This is a genomic window from Bradyrhizobium sp. SZCCHNR1002 (assembly GCF_032381435.1).
Lineage (GTDB): Bacteria > Pseudomonadota > Alphaproteobacteria > Rhizobiales > Xanthobacteraceae > Bradyrhizobium > Bradyrhizobium aeschynomenes.
Genome location: NZ_JAUHIS010000001.1, coordinates 2,147,709 through 2,167,145, shown reverse-complemented (window position 1 = coordinate 2,167,145; position 19,437 = coordinate 2,147,709). Strand labels below are relative to the sequence as shown.

The 19,437-nt window shown below is 66.9% G+C and carries 11 protein-coding genes; 10 read left to right on the top strand and 1 reads right to left on the bottom strand.

Features of this window, described 5'->3' with window-relative positions; genetic code table 11:
- Window positions 1-35: 35 nt before the first annotated feature.
- The 3 genes from QX108_RS09640 to QX108_RS09630 all read left to right on the top strand — a co-directional run bounded on the left by QX108_RS09640 (window position 36) and on the right by QX108_RS09630 (window position 6,863).
- Window positions 36-2,258 (top strand): tetratricopeptide repeat protein, encoded by a 2,223-nt coding sequence (locus tag QX108_RS09640; RefSeq protein WP_315781402.1) that lies wholly within the window; start codon window positions 36-38, stop codon window positions 2,256-2,258.
- 81 nt (window positions 2,259-2,339) lie between these two features.
- Window positions 2,340-4,559, top strand: coding sequence for a tetratricopeptide repeat protein (locus QX108_RS09635; RefSeq protein ID WP_315781399.1), 2,220 nt, complete (start codon window positions 2,340-2,342; stop codon window positions 4,557-4,559).
- A gap of 84 nt (window positions 4,560-4,643) precedes the next feature.
- Entirely contained in the window at window positions 4,644-6,863 is a 2,220-nt protein-coding gene (locus QX108_RS09630; protein WP_315782235.1) for a tetratricopeptide repeat protein, read from the top strand.
- A 9-nt stretch (window positions 6,864-6,872) separates the two neighbouring features.
- Here QX108_RS09630 and QX108_RS09625 read toward each other — a convergent pair whose 3' ends face one another.
- Window positions 6,873-7,583: a DUF1223 domain-containing protein gene (locus tag QX108_RS09625; protein ID WP_315781396.1), complete on the bottom strand. Its 711-nt coding sequence runs from the start codon at window positions 7,581-7,583 to the stop codon at window positions 6,873-6,875.
- A 342-nt stretch (window positions 7,584-7,925) separates the two neighbouring features.
- Between QX108_RS09625 and QX108_RS09620 the strand changes: the two genes are divergently transcribed.
- The 7 genes from QX108_RS09620 to QX108_RS09590 all read left to right on the top strand — a co-directional run bounded on the left by QX108_RS09620 (window position 7,926) and on the right by QX108_RS09590 (window position 19,315).
- The gene (locus QX108_RS09620) at window positions 7,926-8,927 is read left to right on the top strand and encodes a Gfo/Idh/MocA family protein (RefSeq protein WP_172112756.1); all 1,002 of its coding nucleotides are present in this window, start codon (window positions 7,926-7,928) and stop codon (window positions 8,925-8,927) included.
- Between the two features lie 48 nt (window positions 8,928-8,975).
- Window positions 8,976-10,124 carry a DegT/DnrJ/EryC1/StrS family aminotransferase gene (locus QX108_RS09615; protein WP_315781393.1) on the top strand — a complete coding sequence of 383 codons (1,149 nt, stop codon included), beginning with the start codon at window positions 8,976-8,978 and terminating at the stop codon, window positions 10,122-10,124.
- Between the two features lie 1,432 nt (window positions 10,125-11,556).
- Entirely contained in the window at window positions 11,557-13,086 is a 1,530-nt protein-coding gene (gene murJ / locus QX108_RS09610) for a murein biosynthesis integral membrane protein MurJ (protein WP_315721118.1), read from the top strand.
- A gap of 135 nt (window positions 13,087-13,221) precedes the next feature.
- Window positions 13,222-13,569, top strand: coding sequence for a DUF2946 family protein (locus QX108_RS09605; protein WP_315779533.1), 348 nt, complete (start codon window positions 13,222-13,224; stop codon window positions 13,567-13,569).
- A 41-nt stretch (window positions 13,570-13,610) separates the two neighbouring features.
- Window positions 13,611-15,782: a TonB-dependent receptor gene (locus tag QX108_RS09600; RefSeq protein ID WP_315779535.1), complete on the top strand. Its 2,172-nt coding sequence runs from the start codon at window positions 13,611-13,613 to the stop codon at window positions 15,780-15,782.
- Between the two features lie 50 nt (window positions 15,783-15,832).
- Window positions 15,833-16,795, top strand: a complete 963-nt coding sequence (locus QX108_RS09595) for a DUF1775 domain-containing protein (RefSeq protein WP_315799400.1) — start codon at window positions 15,833-15,835, stop codon at window positions 16,793-16,795.
- A 210-nt stretch (window positions 16,796-17,005) separates the two neighbouring features.
- Window positions 17,006-19,315: a xanthine dehydrogenase family protein molybdopterin-binding subunit gene (locus QX108_RS09590; protein ID WP_315779539.1), complete on the top strand. Its 2,310-nt coding sequence runs from the start codon at window positions 17,006-17,008 to the stop codon at window positions 19,313-19,315.
- The last annotated feature ends 122 nt before the right edge of the window (window positions 19,316-19,437 follow it).

Below are 19,437 nucleotides of genomic sequence, written 5' to 3'. Positions count from 1 at the left end.
AGACAGCCCCGGACGTCCTCCGCCGGAGAGCATCCTTGTCAAGCACGATCGGATCGCGCGCGTTCCAGAACGCGCGCCTGCAGAAGAAGAACCGCAAGCAGGCCGATGGCCTGCTGCCGAAGGCCGTCGAGGCCTACCGGGCCGGCCGGCATGCCGATGCCCAGGCCATCTGCGGGCAAGTGCTGAGCCTCGTCCCGGATCATTTCGATGCCCTGCATCTTCTCGGCGCCTCCGCGCTCGACAGCGGCCGGCTCGACCTTGCCGAGCAGGCCTTGACCAGCGCCATCGCGGTGGAGCCGCGCAATGCCGAGGCTCTGGCCAATCTCGGCCTCGTCCTGTTCAGCCTGAAGCGCTACGAGGAGGCGCGCGCGGTGCAGGAGCGCGCCATCGCGCTGAAGCCCAATTTCGCCACTGCGCTGACGAGCCTCGGCAACACCTTGATGAACATGCAGCTGTTCGCGCAGGCCATCGAGATGCATGACCGCGCCATCGCGCTGAAGCCGGACTTCGCCGACGCCTATTGCAATCGCGGCATGGCGCAGCTGCTCCTGCTGCGCAACCAGGAGGCCAGCCAGAGCTTCGACCGCGCCTTGGCGCTGGCGCCCCGGCACATGCAGGCGACGTTCGGCAAGGGGCTGGTCAGCGTCAATCTGCGCCACCTGGAACAGGCGCTCGCAGCCTTCAACGCCGCGCTCGCCATGAAGCCGGGGACCGCGGCCATCGTCGCGCAGCGTGGCCGTCTCTACGTGCAGATGGGACGGTTCGAGGAGGCCGAGGTTGATTTCGATGCTGCGCTCGCGACCGACCCCGCGCTGGAAGCGGCGCTGCTCGGCAAGGCGCATGTCTGCGTGCTCACCGAGCGGATCGCGCCGGCGATGCTGGCCTGCAAGCGGGTGCTGGAGCAGAATCCGGCGTCCGAGGTGGCGCTGATCTGGCTCGGCACGTGCCTGGCGAAGCAGGGCGACACGGCCGGCGCCATCCAGCATTTCGACCGCGCCCTCGAGATCAAGCCGGACTTCGAGGATGCCATCCTGAAGAAGATCTTCGCGCTGGACTTCTATCCCGGCGCCGACGTCGCCGTGCATCAGGCCGTCCGGCGCGAATGGTGGGAGCGGATCGGCGCGCACATCCCGCAGCGCCAGCTCGCCGGCATCGATCCCGATCCGGAGCGCCGCATCACGGTCGGCTACGTATCGTCCGACTTCCGCAGCCATTCGGCTGCGCTGACCTTTCTGCCGGTGCTGCGCCACCACGACCACGCCGCTTTCAAGGTCATCTGCTACTCGTGCTCGCCGCTGGTCGATTCCGTCACCGAGCAGTGCAAGGCCGCAGCCGATGGCTGGGTCGATGCCGCTCAGTTGTCCGATGACGAGCTCGCCGATCGCATCCAGGCCGATCAGGTCGATATTCTCGTCGACCTCTCCGGTCATTCGGCCGGCAACCGGCTCACCGTGTTCGCCCGCAAGCCCGCGCCGATCCAGGTCACGGCATGGGGCAATGCGACCGGCACGGGATTGCCGACGATGGACTATTTCTTTGCCGATCCAGTGACGGTGCCCCAGGCGGTGCGGCCGCTGTTCGCCGAGCAGGTCTACGACCTGCCGGCCTTGATCACGACGGATCCGCTGCCCGACGCGCAGCCGACGCCGTTGCCGATGCTGCGCAATGGCTACGTCACCTTCGGCGTCTTCAACCGCGTCGACAAGATCTCCGACGAGGTGCTGACGGTCTGGTCGGCGCTCATGCAGGCTCTGCCCGAGGCCCGCATCGTCATCAAGAACGGCGCGCTCGAGGATGCATTCCTGCGCGACGGGCTGATCGCGCGTTTCGCCGCCTTCGGCATCGGCGAGGGCCGGGTGACCTGTCTCGGCGCATCGATGCGCCACGAGCACATCGCAGCCTTTGCCAATATCGACATATCGCTGGATCCGTTCCCGCAGAATGGCGGCGTCAGCACCTGGGAATCGCTGCAGGCCGGCGTGCCGGTGGTCGCCAAGCTGGGCAACAGCGCGGCATCTCGGGCCGGCGGCGCGATCGTCAAGGCGATCGGGCTCGACGATTGGGTGGCCGACGACGACGAGGGCTATGTGGCGATCGCTTTGAAGCACGCCGGGCAACCGGCCGCACTGGCCCAGCTCCGCGCCGAGCTGCCGGCGCGCGTTGCCGGCTCGGCCGCCGGCAATGTCGTGACCTATACGCGCAAGGTCGAGGAGGGATATCGCCAGTTCTGGCGTCGCTATTGCGCGGCTGGCGGCTGAGTCCTTCGGCCCGGCCGGAAACCGTGCGGCGCGTGAGCGAGCCCGCTTCGTAGATCGACGCGTCAATTCTGGAGGCCGTCTTTGGCAAGCGATGTCGGTTCCCGTGCGTTTCAGAATGCGAGGCTGAACAAGAAGCTCCGCAAGCAGGCGGACGCCCTGATGCCCGCCGCCGTCGCCGCCTATCGCGGCGGACGGCGGGCGGAGGCCCAGGCCGTCTGCGGCCAAATCCTGGCGCTGCTTCCCGAGCATTTCGATGCTTGGCACCTGCTCGGCGTGACGGCGCTCGACGGCGGCCAGATCGATCTCGCCGAGCAGGCGCTCACCAAGGCCGTCGAGATCGAGCCGCGGAATGCCGAGGCGCTCTCCAATCTCGGCCTCGCGCTGTTCAACCGCAAGCGCTTCGACGACGCGCGCAAATGCCAGGAGCGCGCGATCGCGCTGAAATCCAATCTCGTGGTCGCGCAGACCGGCCTCGGCAACAGCCTGATGCGTCTCGGCCTGCCACGCGAGGCGATTGCGGCACATGACCGGGCGATCGCGCTGAAGCCTGACTACGCCGATGCCCATTGCAATCGCGGCATGGCGCTGCTTCCGCTCGGCCGCAACGTTGAGGCCAATGCGAGCTTCGACCGCGCGCTGTCGCTCAACCCGCGCCATATGGAGGCGATGTTCGGCAAGGGGCTCGCCAGCATCAATCTGAATCACGCCGACGACGCGGTCGCGGCGTTCGATGCGGCGCTCGCCGTCAAGCCGGGTGCGGCGCAGGTGCTCGCGCAGCGCGGCCGGCTGCATCAGATGGCCGGGCGGTTCGATCAGGCAAAGGCGGACTACGAGGCGGCGCTGGCCCATGATCCGATGCTGGAGATGGCGCTGCTCGGCAAGGCCCAGCTCGGACATTTCAAGGACGTCGCGCAGTCCGTGGATGCCTGCCGCAAGGTGCTGGAGCAGAACCCGCGTTCCGAGGACGCCTGGCTGTGGCTCGGCGTCTGCTACGCCAAGCAAAGCGAGGTCGCCGCGGCCATCGCACATTTCGATCGTGCCCTGGAGATCAGGCCCGATTTTGCCGAGGCGATGACCGCCAAGATCTTCACGCTCGAATTCATGCCGGATGCCGACTTTGCGCTGCATCAGGCCGCTCGGCGCGAGTGGTGGGAGCGGATCGGCCGTCACATCCCGCAGCGATCGCTGCCGCCGCGCGACCTCGATCCGGAGCGGCGCCTCACCCTTGGCTACGTGTCTTCCGATTTCAGGACTCACTCGGCGGCGCTGACCTATCTGCCCGTGCTGAAGCACGCCGATCGTGAGGCCTTCCGGATCTGCTGCTACGCCTGCTCGCCGGTCCAGGATGCGGTGACCGCCCAGTTCCGCGCCTGCGCCGAAGTCTGGGTCGATGCCTCGCAGATGTCCGACGACGAACTGGCCGACCGCATCGAAGCCGACGGCGTCGACATCCTGGTCGATCTCTCCGGCCATTCCGCCGGCAATCGGCTGCCGCTGTTTGCCCGCAAGCCGGCACCGGTTCAGGTTACGGCGTGGGGCAGCGGCACCGGCACGGGCCTGCCGACGATCGACTATTTCTTCGCCGATCCGGTGACGGTGCCCCAGGCCGCACGCCATCTGTTCGCCGAGCAGGTCTACGATCTGCCTGCGGTCATCACCACGGAAGCGCTGCCGGATGTGCCGCCGACGCCGCTGCCGATGCTGCGCAACGGCCACGTGACCTTCGGCGTGTTCAATCGGCTCGACAAGATCTCCGATCCGGTGCTCGCGCTGTGGTCGCGGCTCATGCAGCAGCTGCCGGACTCCCGCATCGTCATCAAGAGCGGCTCGCTCGATGATCCCTTGCTGCGCGACCGCCTGTTGGCGCGCTTTGCCGCCCATGGCGTCAGCCACGAGCGCATCACTTGTCTCGGCTGGTCGACGCGCGAGCAGCAGATCGCGCAGTTTGCGCAGGTGGACATCTCGCTCGATCCGTTTCCGCAGAATGGCGGGGTCAGCACCTGGGAGTCGCTGCAGGCCGGCGTTCCCGTCATCGCCAAGCTCGGCCTGAGCGCGGCGTCGCGGGCCGCGGGCGCGATCGTCACCGCTGTCGGGCTCGGCGACTGGGTGGCCGAGGACGATGACGGCTACATTGCGATCGCCATCAAGCATGCGCGCCAGCCGGCCGAGCTGTCGAAGCTCCGGGCCGAACTGCCGGCGCGGGTGGCCGCCTCCGCAGCCGGCAATGTCGAGATCTACGCCCGCAAGGTCCAAGAGGGCTATCGCCAGTTCTGGCGCCGTCATTGCGCCAGCCCCGGCTGAGCGTCGGCGGCGGCCCCGGCCGATGCCGCGCGTGAGTTCGTCGCGTTTGTTGAAATCCGCATGCCGCCCCGTGGAGGCAAGTCCTTGGCCAGCAATGTCGGCTCTCGCGCGTTCCAGAACGCCAGGCTCCAGAAGAAGCACCGCAAGCAGGCCGACGAGCTGATGTCGCACGCGGTGGCGTCCTATCGCGCTGGCCGTCCGGCGGAGGCGCAGGCGATCTGCGGCCAGATCCTGGCGCTGTTGCCGGAGCATTTCGATGCCCTGCATCTGCTCGGCGTGGTGGCGCTCGACAGCGGTCAGCTCGACCTCGCCGAGCAGGCCTTGACGAAGGCGGTCGAGATCGAGCCGCGTCACGCCGAGGCGCTCTCCAATCTCGGCCTCGCGCTGTTCAACCACAAGCGCTTCGAGGAGGCGCGCAAGTGCCAGGAGCGGGCGCTCGCGCTGAAGCCGAACCTGCTCGTGGCGATCACGGGCCTCGGCAATACGCTGATGCGCCTGGGCCGGCCGGGGGAGGCGATCGCGGCGCATGACCGGGCGATCGCGCTCAAGCCCGACTACGCCGACGCCTATTGCAATCGCGGCATGGCGCTGCTGCCGCTCGCGCGCAATGCGGAGGCCAATCAGAGCTTCGATCGCGCGCTGTCGCTCAACCCGCGCCACATGGAGGCGATGTTCGGAAAGGGGCTCGCCAGCATCAACCTGCGCCATTCCGACGACGCGCTGGCCGCATTCGATGCCGCGCTCGCGATCCGGCCGCGCGCGGCGCAGGTGCTGGCGCAGCGCGGCCGGCTGCACCAGCAGGCCGGGCGTTTCGACCAGGCGATGCCGGATTTCGAAGCCGCGCTGGCCATCGACCCCCTGCAGGACGTGGCGCTGCTGGGCTTCGCGCAACTGAGCGTCATCAGGGACAACATCGCGCCGGCGATGGAGGCTTGCCGCAAGGTGCTGGAGCAGAACCCGCGGTCGGAGGTCGCCTGGACCTGGCTCGGCGAATGCTTCTGCAAGCAGGGTGATCTCGCCACGGCCATGCAGCACTTCGAGCGGGCGCTCGAGATCAAGCCGGACTTCGGTGATGCGATCACCGCCAAGATCTTCCTGCTCGACTTCATGCCGGACACCGGCTTCGCCCAGCACCAGGCCGTACGCCGGGAATGGTGGACCAGGATCGGCAGCAAGATCACGCGCCGGCCGCCGCCGGTCCGCGACCGCGATCCGGAGCGGCGGCTCACCATCGGCTACGTCTCGTCCGATTTCAGGAATCACTCGGCGGCGCTGGTGTTCCTGCCGGTGCTGCGGCATCACGACCACCAGGCCTTCAAGGTCGTCTGCTACTCCTGCTCGCCGCTTCGGGATGGCATGACCGAGCGCTGCCGTTCCGCCGCCGACATCTGGGTCGACGCCTGGCAGATGTCCGACGAGGAGCTGGCCGATCGCATCGAGTCCGATCAGGTCGACATCCTCGTCGATCTCTCCGGCCATTCCGCCGGCAACCGGCTGCCGGTGTTCGCGCGCAAGCCGGCGCCGGTGCAGGTCACGGCATGGGGCAGCGGCACGGGAACGGGACTTCCGACCATCGACTACTTCTTCGCCGATCCGGTGACCGTCCCTGAGGCCGCGCGTCCGCTGTTTGCCGAGCAGGTCTATGATCTGCCGGCGGTGATCACCACCGACCCCTTGCCGGGATGGCAGCCGACGCCGCTGCCGATGCTGCGCAACGGCCACGTCACCTTCGGCGTGTTCAACCGGATCGACAAGATCTCGGACCCTGCGCTCGCGCTGTGGTCGCGGCTGATGGCTGCGCTGCCGGATGCGCGGATCGTCATCAAGAACGGCGCACTCGACGATTCCTTGGTGCGCAACGCTCTCGTCGCCCGGTTCGTGGCGCATGGTGTCGCCGAGGAGCGCATCACCTGCCTTGGTCTGTCGACGCGCGACCAGCACATTGCGCAGTTCGCCGAGATCGACATGTCGCTCGATCCGTTCCCGCAGAATGGCGGCGTCAGCACCTGGGAATCGCTGCAGGCCGGCGTGCCCGTCATCGCCAAGCTCGGCTTTGGTGCGGCGGCGCGCGCAGCAGCCGCCATCAACACGGCGGTCGGCCTCGCCGCGTTCGTGGCGGCGGACGATGACGGCTACATCGCCATCGCCCTGAAGCATGCGGCGCAGCCTGCGGAGCTGGCGAAGCTGCGCGCTGAGCTGCCGGCGATGGTTGCCGGCTCTGCGGCGGGCAACGTCGAGACCTACACGCGCAAGGTGGAGGAGGGCTACCGCCGCTTCTGGCGCCACGACTGCGCCTCCTCCTGACCTCGGCAGCTACAGCCGCGCAGCGCCGACGATGCGGCCGTCCGGCGCTTCGAGCAGGACCGCAACATCCTCGCCCTCCGGCATCGGCTCGGTCAGGCGCAGCGCGGCGCCGCTCCAATCTGCCAGCGTGCGGACCGATCGCACCACGTTGAGCTCCTCCAGCGTGCGGCCGCCATTCTCGCCGCGGCGGATCGCCGTTTCATGCCGGCGATCGAAGCCGACCAGCACGATGCGGCCGCGCCCTTCACCGGCGCCGACCTCGACGGTGAGCTTGTCGCCTCTGCGTGCGAGCGTCAGGGGCGTCGCGGCGCGCGCGGCCCTGGCGCGCTCGATCGCCGGTGCAATCTCGGCCCTGTTGGAGCCGACATGACTGGTCACGCCGTCGATCACGATCTCCGGCGTGTAGGAGCCGTCGCCGAAGCGGCTGCCGTAGCGGGCCTGACGATCGGTCGCCGCCGGCAATGAGAACGGATCCTTCCAGCCGAGCCGGTCCCAATAGGTCACATGAAAGGCGAGCGGCAGCACGTCGCGCCGCTGGCGCACCAACTCGTTCAAATAGGCATTTGCAGGTGGGCACGACGAGCAGCCTTGCGACGTGAACAGCTCGATCACCACCGGTCGCTCCGCGGCGGCCGCGGCCGACGGCGACCAGGGCGCCAGGGAGGCGAGCAGGATGGCGAAGCGAGACGCGTAGCGAAGCGAGGCGAGGTGTTGGACCATGGGCGTTCTCCCGCGATGTGACATGACCTCCTTCGCAAGTCCGATCCATCGCGTTACCTCCGGGCGCTGCCAACACGCAGGCGTGATGCGGATCATCCGCCGTCCACTGCCTGTCCCAACACGTGAGCAGGGCGCGCGGCACACGCGAAGGCCATGCTGCAGGTCCCTCAAAACACTCCGCTTTTCGTCTGCCTCCGATGTAACTTTCTGAATCAAATCGTGTCCTGAAAAGGGTTTCCGCATTCGCCTCGCTGGAAGTGCCATGCTAGGAGAGCTTCGACCGGCTGATTTGCAGTTCGTTAACTGTTGTGGCCGAACCGTGACATCGATGGGGTCGAGGACATGAGTTCCAAGGGGGCGGGCCACAAGGCCGAACTGAGGCAGGCGCTGCGGGTCGGCGTGATCGGAGCCGGCGTGATGGGCAGCAACCATGCCCGCGTGCTCGCCGGACTGCCCGACGTGCATCTCGTCGGCGTCGTCGATCCGCTGCAGGCGCATCGCACCCGCGTCACCGAGCTCGCCAACTGCCCGACCTTCGAGACGCTCGATCAGCTCGCCGCCGAAGGTGTCGACGCCGTCACCATCGCCGCTCCAACCCATCTGCATCACGAGCTCGCGCTCGCCTGCATCGCCCGCAAAGTTCATCTCCTCGTGGAGAAGCCGATCGCCTCGACGGTCGAGGAGGGCAGGGAGATCGTTTCGGCCGCGCATCGCGCCGGCGTCACCTTGATGATCGGCCATGTCGAGCGCTTCAATCCGGCGGTCGCCGCGATCAAGAAGGCGATCGCCGGCGAGGACCTCCTCTCGATCGCCATCACCCGCGTCGGCCCGTTCCCGCCGCGCATGTCCAATGTCGGCGTCGTCATCGACCTCGCCGTGCACGACATCGACCTGATCCGCTGGTTCACCGAGTCCGATATCATCGAGGTGCAGCCGCAGCTGTCGAGCGCGGTGGCCGAGCGCGAGGACATCGCGCTGCTGCAATTCCGCACCGCCTCCGGCGTGCTCGCGCACATCAACACCAACTGGCTGACGCCGTTCAAGGCGCGCAACGTCACGGTGGCGACGCGCGGCAAGTACATCATGGGCGACCTGCTCACGCGCCAGGTCACCGAGTGCTTCGGCTTCAAGCCGGACGGCAGCTACTCGATGCGCCATCTGCCGGTCGGCCATGACGAGCCGCTGCGCGCCGAGCTGATTGCGTTCCTGCACGCGGTGCGCTCCGGCACCGCGCCGGCCGTCACCGGGGACGAGGGCGTCGCGAGTCTCGCCATCGCCACGCAGTGCCTGGAGACATCGAGCCATCGTCCTGCGGAGACCGCCAAGCTCCGTGCCGCGGGCTAGTCTCGCGTCCGCTCCACCCATTTCCATTTTCGAAACGTTGTAGAGCTCATGAACCAGCATTTGCGTCATCAGCCCATTCCGTTCATCGACACCGCCGCGCAGCGCCAGCGGCTCGGCAAGTCGCTCGACGACGCCGTCGCCCGCGTGCTTCAGCACTGCCAGTTTCTCGGCGGCCCGGAGGTCATCCAGCTCGAGAAGCAGCTGGCTGAGTTCTGCGGCGCCAAATACGCGGTGAGCTGCTCCAGCGGCACCGACGCGCTGCTGATGGTGCTGATGGCCCAGGGCATCGGCCCGGGCGATGCCGTGCTGTGCCCGTCCTTCACCTTCTGCGCCACCGGCGAGGCCGTGGCACTGACCGGCGCGACGCCGGTGTTCGTCGACGTGCTCGAGGACACCTTCAACATCGATCCGGCCTCGCTCCGCCGCGGCATCGCCACCGCCAAGCGGCTCGGCCTGAAGCCGAAGGCCGTGATCCCGGTCGACCTGTTCGGGCAGAGCGCGGACCATGATTCGGTCGCCGCGATCGCCGAAGCCGAGGGCCTGTTCGTGCTCGACGACGCCGCGCAGGGTTTTGGCGCCAGCTACAAGGGCCGACGCATCGGCACGTTTGGGCTGGCGACCGCCACCAGCTTCTATCCGGCCAAGCCGCTCGGCTGCTTCGGCGACGGCGGCGCCATCCTCACCGACGACGCCGGCCTGCTGGAGCGCCTGCGCAGCGTGCGCGCGCATGGCGGCGGCAGCGACAAATACGACAACGTCCGCCTCGGCCTCACGGCGCGCCTCGACACCATCCAGGCCGCGGTGCTGATCGAGAAGCTCAGGATCTTCGAGGACGAGATCGTCGCGCGCAACCAGGTCGCCGAGCGCTACACGGCGGCGCTGGCTGACGTCGTCAAGGTGCCGCGCCTCGTCGAGGGCTGCACCTCGGTCTGGGCGCAATACACCATCCGTCTGCCGCGCGGCGTCGACCGCGACACCTTCGCCGCCGCGCTCAAGGCGCAGGGCATCCCGACCGCGATCTACTATCCGAAGTCGATGCACCAGCAGACGGCGTATCGCATCTTCCCGAGCGCCGATGGCGGCCTGCCGGTCAGCGAACAGCTCTCCGCCGATGTCATCAGCCTGCCGATGCACGCCTATCTGGATGAGGCGACGCAGGCCCGCATCATCGACGTCGTGCGCGGCGCGCTGGCCTGAGCCCTCTCGCACCGTCACGTCGTCGGGCTCGCGTCGTTACGGTGAGTCGCGCGCGCTGAACTGATCTGCCCCACCGGCGGCCCATACATCAGTGTCGTCCCGGCGAACGCCGGGACCCATACCCCCAGGGAGCGGTTTGGGCCACGCTGGTCATTGGCCTTTTGCTCAACACGCCCGCCGCGGCGTATGGATCCCGGATCGGCGCCCGCCGCCGCTTCGCGCCGGCAGGCTTGTCCGGGATGACGGCGGTGGGTGAGGCGTCGTTCAAGTTTTGAACAGCAGAACGTAGGGCGGATTAGTACTACTGCGTCAGAAAAGGGCTTTGCTCCCTCCGTGTCGTTCCGGGGCGCCCGAAGGGCGAGCCCGGAACCCATACCCACAGGCAATAGTGTAAGGCAGGCTGGTTGTGGGCACTTTGTCGCCAAACATCTGTCTGTGGCTATGGATTCCGGGCTCGCCCTTCGGGCGCCCCGGAATGACGACGGATAGCGGGCAGTGTTTCTGACGCAGTAGTACTAATCCGCCCTACGGCAGCGGGGCTCAGTTCCGATTTACATCTCAAACAGCGATCGACATAGGGGCGTGTTCTCGCGGCAAATCATGCCCGAGGCTTGCGATCAGTCCGCCCCTCGCAAACAGCGCAGAGGGCGCAGGGAATGCCGGGTGAAGGCCTCACCCATGGCCCGCCTGCGGAAAAAAATGCAGGCGGCAGGTACCACAGGTTCAGCCGAACATCCGGCATTCCCTGCGCGGTGTCTTCACGCTTATACGCAGTCGCCCTGGTGCGCCGGGCTTGTTGGTCACCATGCCGCGACAATGCTTGCGCATTGCGCTGTTGACACCAGCATCGGGGTGTCAGGCCGCTGCGACTTCACGTCCGCGACAGATCGTTCGTCCGCGCCCTCGTGAGAAGACGCTGCGATCTCTCGCGGCCACCGCATCCCCGCCTCGCGTGTCGTGACGATCGCGCGCAACGCCCCTCCGCGATGAGGCGGGATGAAGGGAGATGATCATGATTTTCGAAAAAACGCAAGAAAATTATTTTTATCGGAAGTTCGCGCATGTTGATGCCGCCGTTCCTGGGGGAGGCGGCGCCACCTAGATGGGTGAGGGCGCGTTGAACTGATCTGCCTCGCTGGCCGCTCCACACACCATTGTCGTCCCGGCGAACGCCGGATCCATACCGCGTGATGTCCGTAGCGGGCAGGCGGCTCGTCCCGCGCGTCCCATCGACGACACGGCGCATGGATCCCGGATCGGCGCCCGCCGCCGCTTTGCGTCGGCAGGCTGGTCCGGGATGACAGCGGAGTATGAGGCATGCAGCGTCTGCCGCATCGACATGACATCAGTCTCGCGCCACACTTTAGCCGCCAGCAGGCTGAACCCACCTTCCCCGCTTCAAACTCTGCGCCCAATCCTCTACAAGCCCCCCATGCTCGGACGCATCTTCACCGTCGGCGGCTATACCTTGCTGTCGCGCCTCACCGGCTTTGCCCGCGATATCATGCTGGCGGCGATTCTTGGCGCTGGGCCAATTGCCGATGCGTTTTTCATCGCGTTCCGGCTGCCGAACCATTTCCGGGCGATCTTCGCCGAGGGCGCGTTCAACGCGGCCTTTGTTCCCGCCTATGCGCATGTCCATGGCGAGAAGGGGCCGGCGTCGGCGAGCCTGTTTGCCGACCGCATCTTCACGCTGCTGCTGGCCTCGCAGGTCGTACTGCTGGTCCTCGCATGGGTGTTCATGCCGCAGGCGATGACCATCCTGGCGCCGGGTTTCACCGATGATCCGGTGCAGCGGGACATGGCGATCACGCTGACGCGGATCACCTTTCCGTATCTGCTGCTGATCACCCTGGTGACGCTGTATGGCGGCATGCTCAACGTGATGCAGCGCTTTGCCAGCGCCGCAGCGGCGTCGATCTTCCTCAATCTGGCGATGATGGTCACGCTGGCGCTCGCGGCGTTCTTTCCGAATGCGGGCCATGCCGCGGCGTGGGGCGTGCTGATCTCCGGTTTCCTGCAGTATTTTCTGCTTGCCGGCGATCTCGCCCGTCATGGCGGCCTGCCGCGCTTTGCGCCGCTCAAGCTCGATGACGACATCCGCGCCTTCTTCAAGGCGCTGGGACCGGCGACACTCGGCTCGATGGGCACGCAGGTCGCGATGTTCGCCGACACCATCATCGCGACGTTCCTGCCCGCAGGTGCGATCTCGGCACTGTATTATGCCGACCGCCTCAATCAGCTGCCGATCGGGGTGATCGGCATCGCCATCGGCACGGTGCTGCTGCCGGAGATGTCGCGGCGGCTGACCGCGGGTGATCATGACGGCGCCATGGAGCAGCAGCGCCGCGCCTTCGAGTTCACGCTGCTGTTCTCGGTGCCGTTCGTCGCCGCCTTCCTCGCGGTGCCCGACGTCATCACGCGCGCGATGTTCGCCCGCGGCGCCTTCACCAAGGGCGATGCCGCCGCGGCCGGTGCGACGCTCGCCGCCTATGCCGTGGGCCTCATTCCCTTCGTGATGATCCGCAGCGCGGTCTCGACCTTCTATGCGCGCAAGGACACGGCGACGCCGGTGAAGGCGTCGCTCACGGGGCTGACCGTCAACGTCCTCCTCAAGGTGCTGCTGATGGGCTCGCTGGCGCAGGTCGGGCTGGCGCTGGCGACGGCCGTCGGCGCCTGGATCAATCTGCTGCTGGTGCTCGGCTTTGCCGTGCACAAGGGCTATCTCCGTTTCGACCGGCGGCTCACCGCATCGCTGCTGAAGTTTGCCGGCACCGGCGTGGTGCTGGCGGCGGCGTTGTGGGCAACGGCCTTCGTGGCGGCGCCGCATCTCGCCGCGCTCGGCCGCATGCAGGACGAGGCCATGCTCGGCGTGCTGATCCTGGTCGGCGCCGTGATCTATGCCGGGGCGATCCTGGTGCTGTTCGGTCCTCGCTGGCTGAAGGCGCTCGTGCGGCGCTGATCCTGCACGCGAACCGAGTCGACGGTTCGCGTGCAGCCATTCCGGCTTGCGCCTGCGAACCACCATCAATATTGTCTGCCGCGGGGAGACATCGACGTGAAGCGACGGCGCGGGACAGCAGCGTGGACGAGGAGGGTGGTCGGCATCGTCGCCGCCTATCTGATCGCGCTGCAGATGGTTCTCGCCGGGGCGATGTCGGCGCAAATGGCCGCGGCTTCCGCCAACGATCTCGGTGTCATCTGCGCCGAGGCGGATGGCGGGGCGGCCCACGACACCGGCGCACCGAACTCAGCCGTCCTGCATAAGAATTTCTGTGCCGTTTGTGCCTTTGCCGCCCATGCCGCGCCAGTGCCGGCAATGGCGGTGGAAACGCTGGTGCGCAGCGCCAGCGAGCTGCGCCTCGGCAGCTTCGCCGCCTGGGCCGCGCGCGATACCCGCCTCCGTGAACCGCGACTGTCGCAAGGACCTCCCGCGAACGCCTGACGTCGGTTTTTCGTCCGGTTTCGTTCGTTCAGAGGTTCATCATGTCCCGTTCCGTAACCGCGCTGTGCGCGGCGACGTGCCTCGTCACGTTGTCTTCCCCTTGTTTCTCTCAAGCCCGCCAAGAGACCAATCTGCCGACGGTCACGGTCGATCCGGCCAAGCGCGCCGCATCGCGTCCGGTCCAGTCCGGCAATGATCGGCCCGCATCGAGGGCGCGCGTGTCCCGGTCGGGGACCGCACCGCAGGCGGCTGCGGCCGGTCCAGCCGGTCCGGCGCCCAGCCTGACCGCGCCGAACACGCAGACCGCAACGCAGCGCATCCAGCAGACGCCGGGCGCGGTCGCCGTCGTGCCCGATACCGCGTTCAGGAATGGCTCGGCGCAGACCATCAAGGATGTGCTCGATTACGTGCCCGGCGTGTTCGCCCAGCCGAAATGGGGCGACGACACCAGGCTGTCGATTCGCGGCTCCGGCCTGTCGCGCAACTTCCATCTGCGCGGCACGCAACTCTATCTCGACGGCATCCCGATCAACACCGCCGACGGCTATGGCGATTTCCAGGAGATCGACCCGACTGCCTATCGTTATGTTGAGGTCTACAAGGGTGCCAATGCGCTGCGCTACGGCGCCAATTCGCTCGGCGGCGCCGTCAACTTCGTCACGCCCACCGGACGCGACGCCTCCGCGTTCGAGAGCCGGCTGGACGGCGGCGCGTTCGGCTTCCTGCGCGGCCAGGCCTCGACCGGCGGCGTCTATGGCGCGGCCGACTACTTCGTCACCGGCTCGGCGTCGCGCGTCGACGGTTATCGCGACCACAGCTGGGGCACGTCCGAGCGCGGCAGCGCCAATGTCGGCTACCAGGTCTCGCCTGATTTCGAGACCCGCTTCTACCTCAACGCCAACTCTGTGCGGCAGCGTATCCCGGGCGAGGTGAGCAAGACCAGCGCGCTCAACTCGCCGCAGACGGCCGCGGCCAACAACGTCCTCAACGACTGGCAGCGCAACATCGACACGGTGCGCGTCGCCAACAAGTCGACGATCCATCTCGACAACACCGATGTCGAGTTCGGCGTGTTCGCCGTCGACCGGCATCTGATGCATCCGATCTTCCAATGGCTCGACTACCGCTATCACGACTATGGCGGCTTCGTGCGCGCGGTGGACGATCGCGAGATCGGCGGCCATCGCAACCGCTTCACCGTCGGGCTGAACATCCAGAACGGCACCACGGATGCCAACCAGTTCGTCAACACCGGCGGCAACAAGGGCATGCAGATGTCCTCGTTGACCCAGAATCCGGAGAACTACACGCTGTATGCCGAGAATGCCTGGTACGCGCTGCCGAGCGTCTCGCTGATCGCCGGTGCGCAGTTCCTGCATGCCGTCCGCAGCCAGCAGGTCAATTTCACGCTCAACGGCGACGCCGCGGGCCGCGCCAGCTATGACCTCGCGAGCCCCAAGATCGGCGTGCTCTGGGATGTCGATCCGAGCTGGCAGGTGTTCGCCAACATCTCGCGCAGCGGCGAGGCGCCGAGCTTCGGCGAGGGCAGGGGCGCACTCGTGCGCTTCTACGACATCAAGGCGCAGACCGCGACCACCTACGAGATCGGCACGCGCGGACGGCGGCCTGACGTCACCTGGGACTTCGCGCTCTACCACGCCGACATCCGCAACGAGCTGCAATGCTTCTACTCGTCGTTCGGCAATTGCAACGTCACCAATGCCGACAAGACGATGCATCAGGGCGTTGAAGCCGGGCTTGGCCTCAGCCTGCTGAAGGGGCTCGCGATGAAGAGCGATGCGCCCGACCGCGTCTGGCTCAACCTCGCCTACACCTACAACGACTTCCGCTACAGCAACGATACGACCTGGGGCAACAACCGCCTGCCGGGCGCACCACCGCACTTCCTGCGCGCGGAGCTGCTGTACAAGCATCCGGCAGGCTTCGCCTTCGGGCCGAACATCGAATGGGTGCCGCAGTCCTATTTCGTCGACAGCGCCAACACGCTCTCCACCGACCCCTATCTGCTGTGGGGCCTGAAGGCGACCTATGACGACGGCAAGCATTTCTCCGCCTATCTCGAGGGCCGCAACCTCGCCAACAAAGCGTACATCGCGACCACCAGCATCATCGATCGCGCGACACCGACGTCGACGCTGTTCAACCCCGGCAATGGCCGCGGCGTCTATGCCGGCCTCCGCTACAAATTGTGAGGAGCTACAGCATGCGTGATCACACCACTCATTCGCGGAGGACCACTCTCGTGAAATCGATCCTGATCGGCCTCGCCGCTCTCTCCGCCGCCGTCGGCAGCGTCCCGGCGCAGGCGCATGTCGTGCTCGACAAGCCGGAGGCGCGCATCGGCAAGACGTTCAAGGCCGTACTCGCGGTGCCGCATGGCTGCGAGGGCGCAGCGACCGTGCGGCTGACCGTGCAGGTGCCGGAAGGCTTGATTGCGATCAAGCCGATGCCGAAGCCGGGCTGGACCATCGACGTCAAGAAGGGCGCTTATGCGCGCGCCTACAAATTCATGCATGGGGCGGACCTCAGCGAAGGCGTGAAGGAGATCAGCTGGAGCGGTCGGCTGGAGGACGGCTTCTACGACGAGTTCACCTTCACGGGATTCGTGGCCGACACGTTCAAGGCGGGCGACGTGCTTCCCATTCCGGCGATCCAGGACTGTGAGAAGGGCACGGCGAAATGGGTCGAGATCGCTGCGCCCGGCCAGGATCCACATGCGCTGAAATATCCTGCTCCGCTGCTGCGGATGACATCCGCCGAGCCGCCGCGCGGTGTCGCCAAGGGTGACATCATCGTGTCCTCGGGCTGGAGCCGCGCGACGCCCGGTGGCGCCAAGGTTGGCGCCGGCTATTTCACCGTCACCAATACGGGCCGCGAGCCGGATCGCCTGATCGCGGCCAGTGCAGATATCGCCGAGACCGTCGAGATCCACGAGATGTCGACGCGCGACGGCGTCATGGTGATGCGGCCGATCGAGGAGGGGCTGCCGATCTCGGCGGGACAGACGGTTGCGCTGACGTCCGGCGGCATCCACCTGATGCTCACCGGCCTCAAGGCGCCGCTGGTCGAGGGCAAGTCGGTCGCGGTGACGCTGCAATTCGAGCGGGCCGGCAAGATGGCCGTGCTGCTCGACGTGCTCGGCGTCGGCGCCCAGGCGCCCGGTGGTCAGCCGGACGGCGCCAAGGCAGAGCACGCGCATCATTGATGGCCCGATGGGGCAGGGGCTCCGGCGCCGGACCGTGCGCCGGAGCGTCCATTGCAATGCAATATCACGTGATCCGGTGCGAGCCGGACGTCGACCCGACGAGAGTTGACCGATCGTGGTCCCCTGCGGCCGATATGCCGTTTGCGCGGGCTGGCGTTCCGCTGCAATATGGCGCCAACATCGCCAAAACGAAGCGGGACGTGAAACCAGATGGCAGCTCCAATCAAGTTCGGTATGGGACAAAGCGTTCTCCGAAAAGAGGATGACGCGCTGATTCGCGGCAAGGGCCGCTATACCGACGATCTCGCGCCATCGGCCGCCCTGCATGCGCTGGTGCTGCGCTCGCCGCATGCCCATGCGAAGTTCACCATCGATGTCGCCGCGGCGCGGCTGCTGCCGGGCGTGGCGCTGATTCTCACCGCCGAGGACACCGCGGAACTCGGCGGCCTGCCGTGCCTGTTCAACCTCGAGACCGATCCGTTCACCGCGCCGCCTTATCCGATTCTCGCCAAGGACGAGGTGCGTCATGTCGGTGACGCCGTCGCCTTCGTGGTCGCCGATACGCTCGACCATGCGCGCGATGCGATCGAGGCGATCAAGGTGGAGTGGACGACGCTGCCGGCCGTCACCGGCGTCGTGAATGCGATCAAGCCCGGCGCGCCGCAGGTGTGGGCCGATCACAAGGACAACGTGCTGTTCGACGTCTCGATCGGCGACAAGTCCGCGACCGAGGCGGCCTTCGCCAAGGCGCATGCGGTGGCCGAGATCCGCATCGTCAATCCGCGCGTCGTCGCGAGCTTCATGGAGACGCGCGCCGCGGTCTGCGAATACGACACCAAGCGCGATCATCTGACGCTCACCGCGGGCAGCCAGGGCAGCCACCGCCTGCGCGACATCCTCTGCCAGAACGTGCTGAAGATCCCGACCGAGAAGATGCGGGTGATCTGCCCGGATGTCGGCGGCGGCTTCGGCACAAAGCTGTTTCCGTACCGGGAATACGCGCTGCTCGCGGTCGCCGCGCAGCGGCTGCGCAAGTCGGTGCGCTGGGCCGCCGACCGCTCCGAGCACTTCATGGGCGACGCGCAGGGTCGCGACAACGTCACCACCGCGAAGATGGCGCTGGCCGAGGACGGCAAGTTCCTCGCGATGGATGTCGACCTGATGGGCGACATGGGCGCCTATCTCTCGACCTTCGCGCCCTACATCCCGCATGGCGGCGCCGGCATGCTGCCGGGCCTCTACGACATCCAGAATTTCCACTGCCGGGTGCGTACGATCTTCACCCACACCGTGCCGGTCGATGCCTATCGCGGCGCCGGCCGTCCCGAGGCGGCCTATGTGGTCGAGCGCCTGGTCGATGCCTGCGCGCGCAAGCTCGACATGTCGGTCGATGCGATCAGGCGCAAGAACTTCATCCCGCCGCGCGCGCTGCCCTACAAGACCGCGACCGGCAAGGTCTACGATTCCGGCGACTTCAACGCGCATCTCAAGCGCGCGATGGAAATCGCCGAGTGGAAGGAGTTTTCCAAGCGCGCCAAGGCCGCCAAGAAGCATGGCCTGATCCGGGGCATCGGGCTTGCGAGCTATGTCGAGGTCTGCGGCACCATGGGCGAGGAGACCGCCAATGTGCGGCTCGACCCCAATGGCGACGTGACGATCCTGATCGGCACGCAGTCGAGCGGGCAGGGCCACCAGACGGCTTACGCCCAGATCGTCGCCGAGCAGTTCGGCCTGCCGCCGGAGCGCGTCCACATCCATCAGGGCGACACGGCGGAGATCGCGACCGGCCTCGGCACCGGCGGCTCGGCCTCGATCCCCTCGGGCGGCGTCAGCGTGCAGCGTGCGACGCATGAGCTCGGCGACAAGCTCAAGCAGATCGCGGCCGAGGCGCTCGAAGCGGGGCTCGGCGATCTTGAGATCGCGGACGGCGTGATCCGCGTCGCCGGCACCGACCGGTCGATCTCCTTCGCCGATCTCGCCAAGCGTCCCGGTGTCGATCCGGCCAAGCTCAACGGCAGCGCCACCTTCGCCAGCGCCGACGGCACCTATCCGAACGGCACCCATGTCGCCGAGATCGAGCTCGATCCGGCCACCGGCATCATCAAGATCGTCAACTACGTGATCGTCGACGATTTCGGCGTGACGCTGAATCCGCTGCTGCTCGCCGGCCAGGTCCATGGCGGCGCGGTGCAGGGCATCGGTCAGGCGCTGATGGAGCAGGTGGTCTACAGCAACTCCGATGCACAGCTCGTCACCGGCAGCTACATGGACTACGCGCTGCCGCGCGCCGCGGATGCGCCGACCTTCACCTTCGAGACCCACAACGTGCCCTGCAAGACCAATCCGATGGGCGTGAAGGGTGCCGGCGAGGCGGGTGCAATCGGCTCGTGTCCGGCGGTGGTCAACGCGATCGTCGAAGCGCTCTGGCGCGAGTACAAGATCGACCACATCGACATGCCGGCGACGCCCGAGCGGGTCTGGATCGCGATCCGGGAGCAGCATCGCCGTCACAGTCTCTGAGTACCTTCCCTCCGGACCTCTCCGATAACCGCCTCAATTCCGGAATAACCCGCCGGTCGAGGGGTTGACCAACCAGGCGCGACCCGTCCAGGTGGGCTGGACGGGATTGTGACAACAAAGGA

Bases quoted from the DNA above. Each gene is read 5' to 3' on its own strand.
- QX108_RS09625 (WP_315781396.1), bottom strand. From the start codon at position 7,583: ATGGTCCAACACCTCGCCTCGCTTCGCTACGCGTCTCGCTTCGCCATC.
- QX108_RS09620 (WP_172112756.1), top strand. From the start codon at position 7,926: ATGAGTTCCAAGGGGGCGGGCCACAAGGCCGAACTGAGGCAGGCGCTG.
- QX108_RS09615 (WP_315781393.1), top strand. From the start codon at position 8,976: ATGAACCAGCATTTGCGTCATCAGCCCATTCCGTTCATCGACACCGCC.
- murJ (WP_315721118.1), top strand. From the start codon at position 11,557: ATGCTCGGACGCATCTTCACCGTCGGCGGCTATACCTTGCTGTCGCGC.
- QX108_RS09600 (WP_315779535.1), top strand. From the start codon at position 13,611: ATGTCCCGTTCCGTAACCGCGCTGTGCGCGGCGACGTGCCTCGTCACG.
- QX108_RS09590 (WP_315779539.1), top strand. From the start codon at position 17,006: ATGGCAGCTCCAATCAAGTTCGGTATGGGACAAAGCGTTCTCCGAAAA.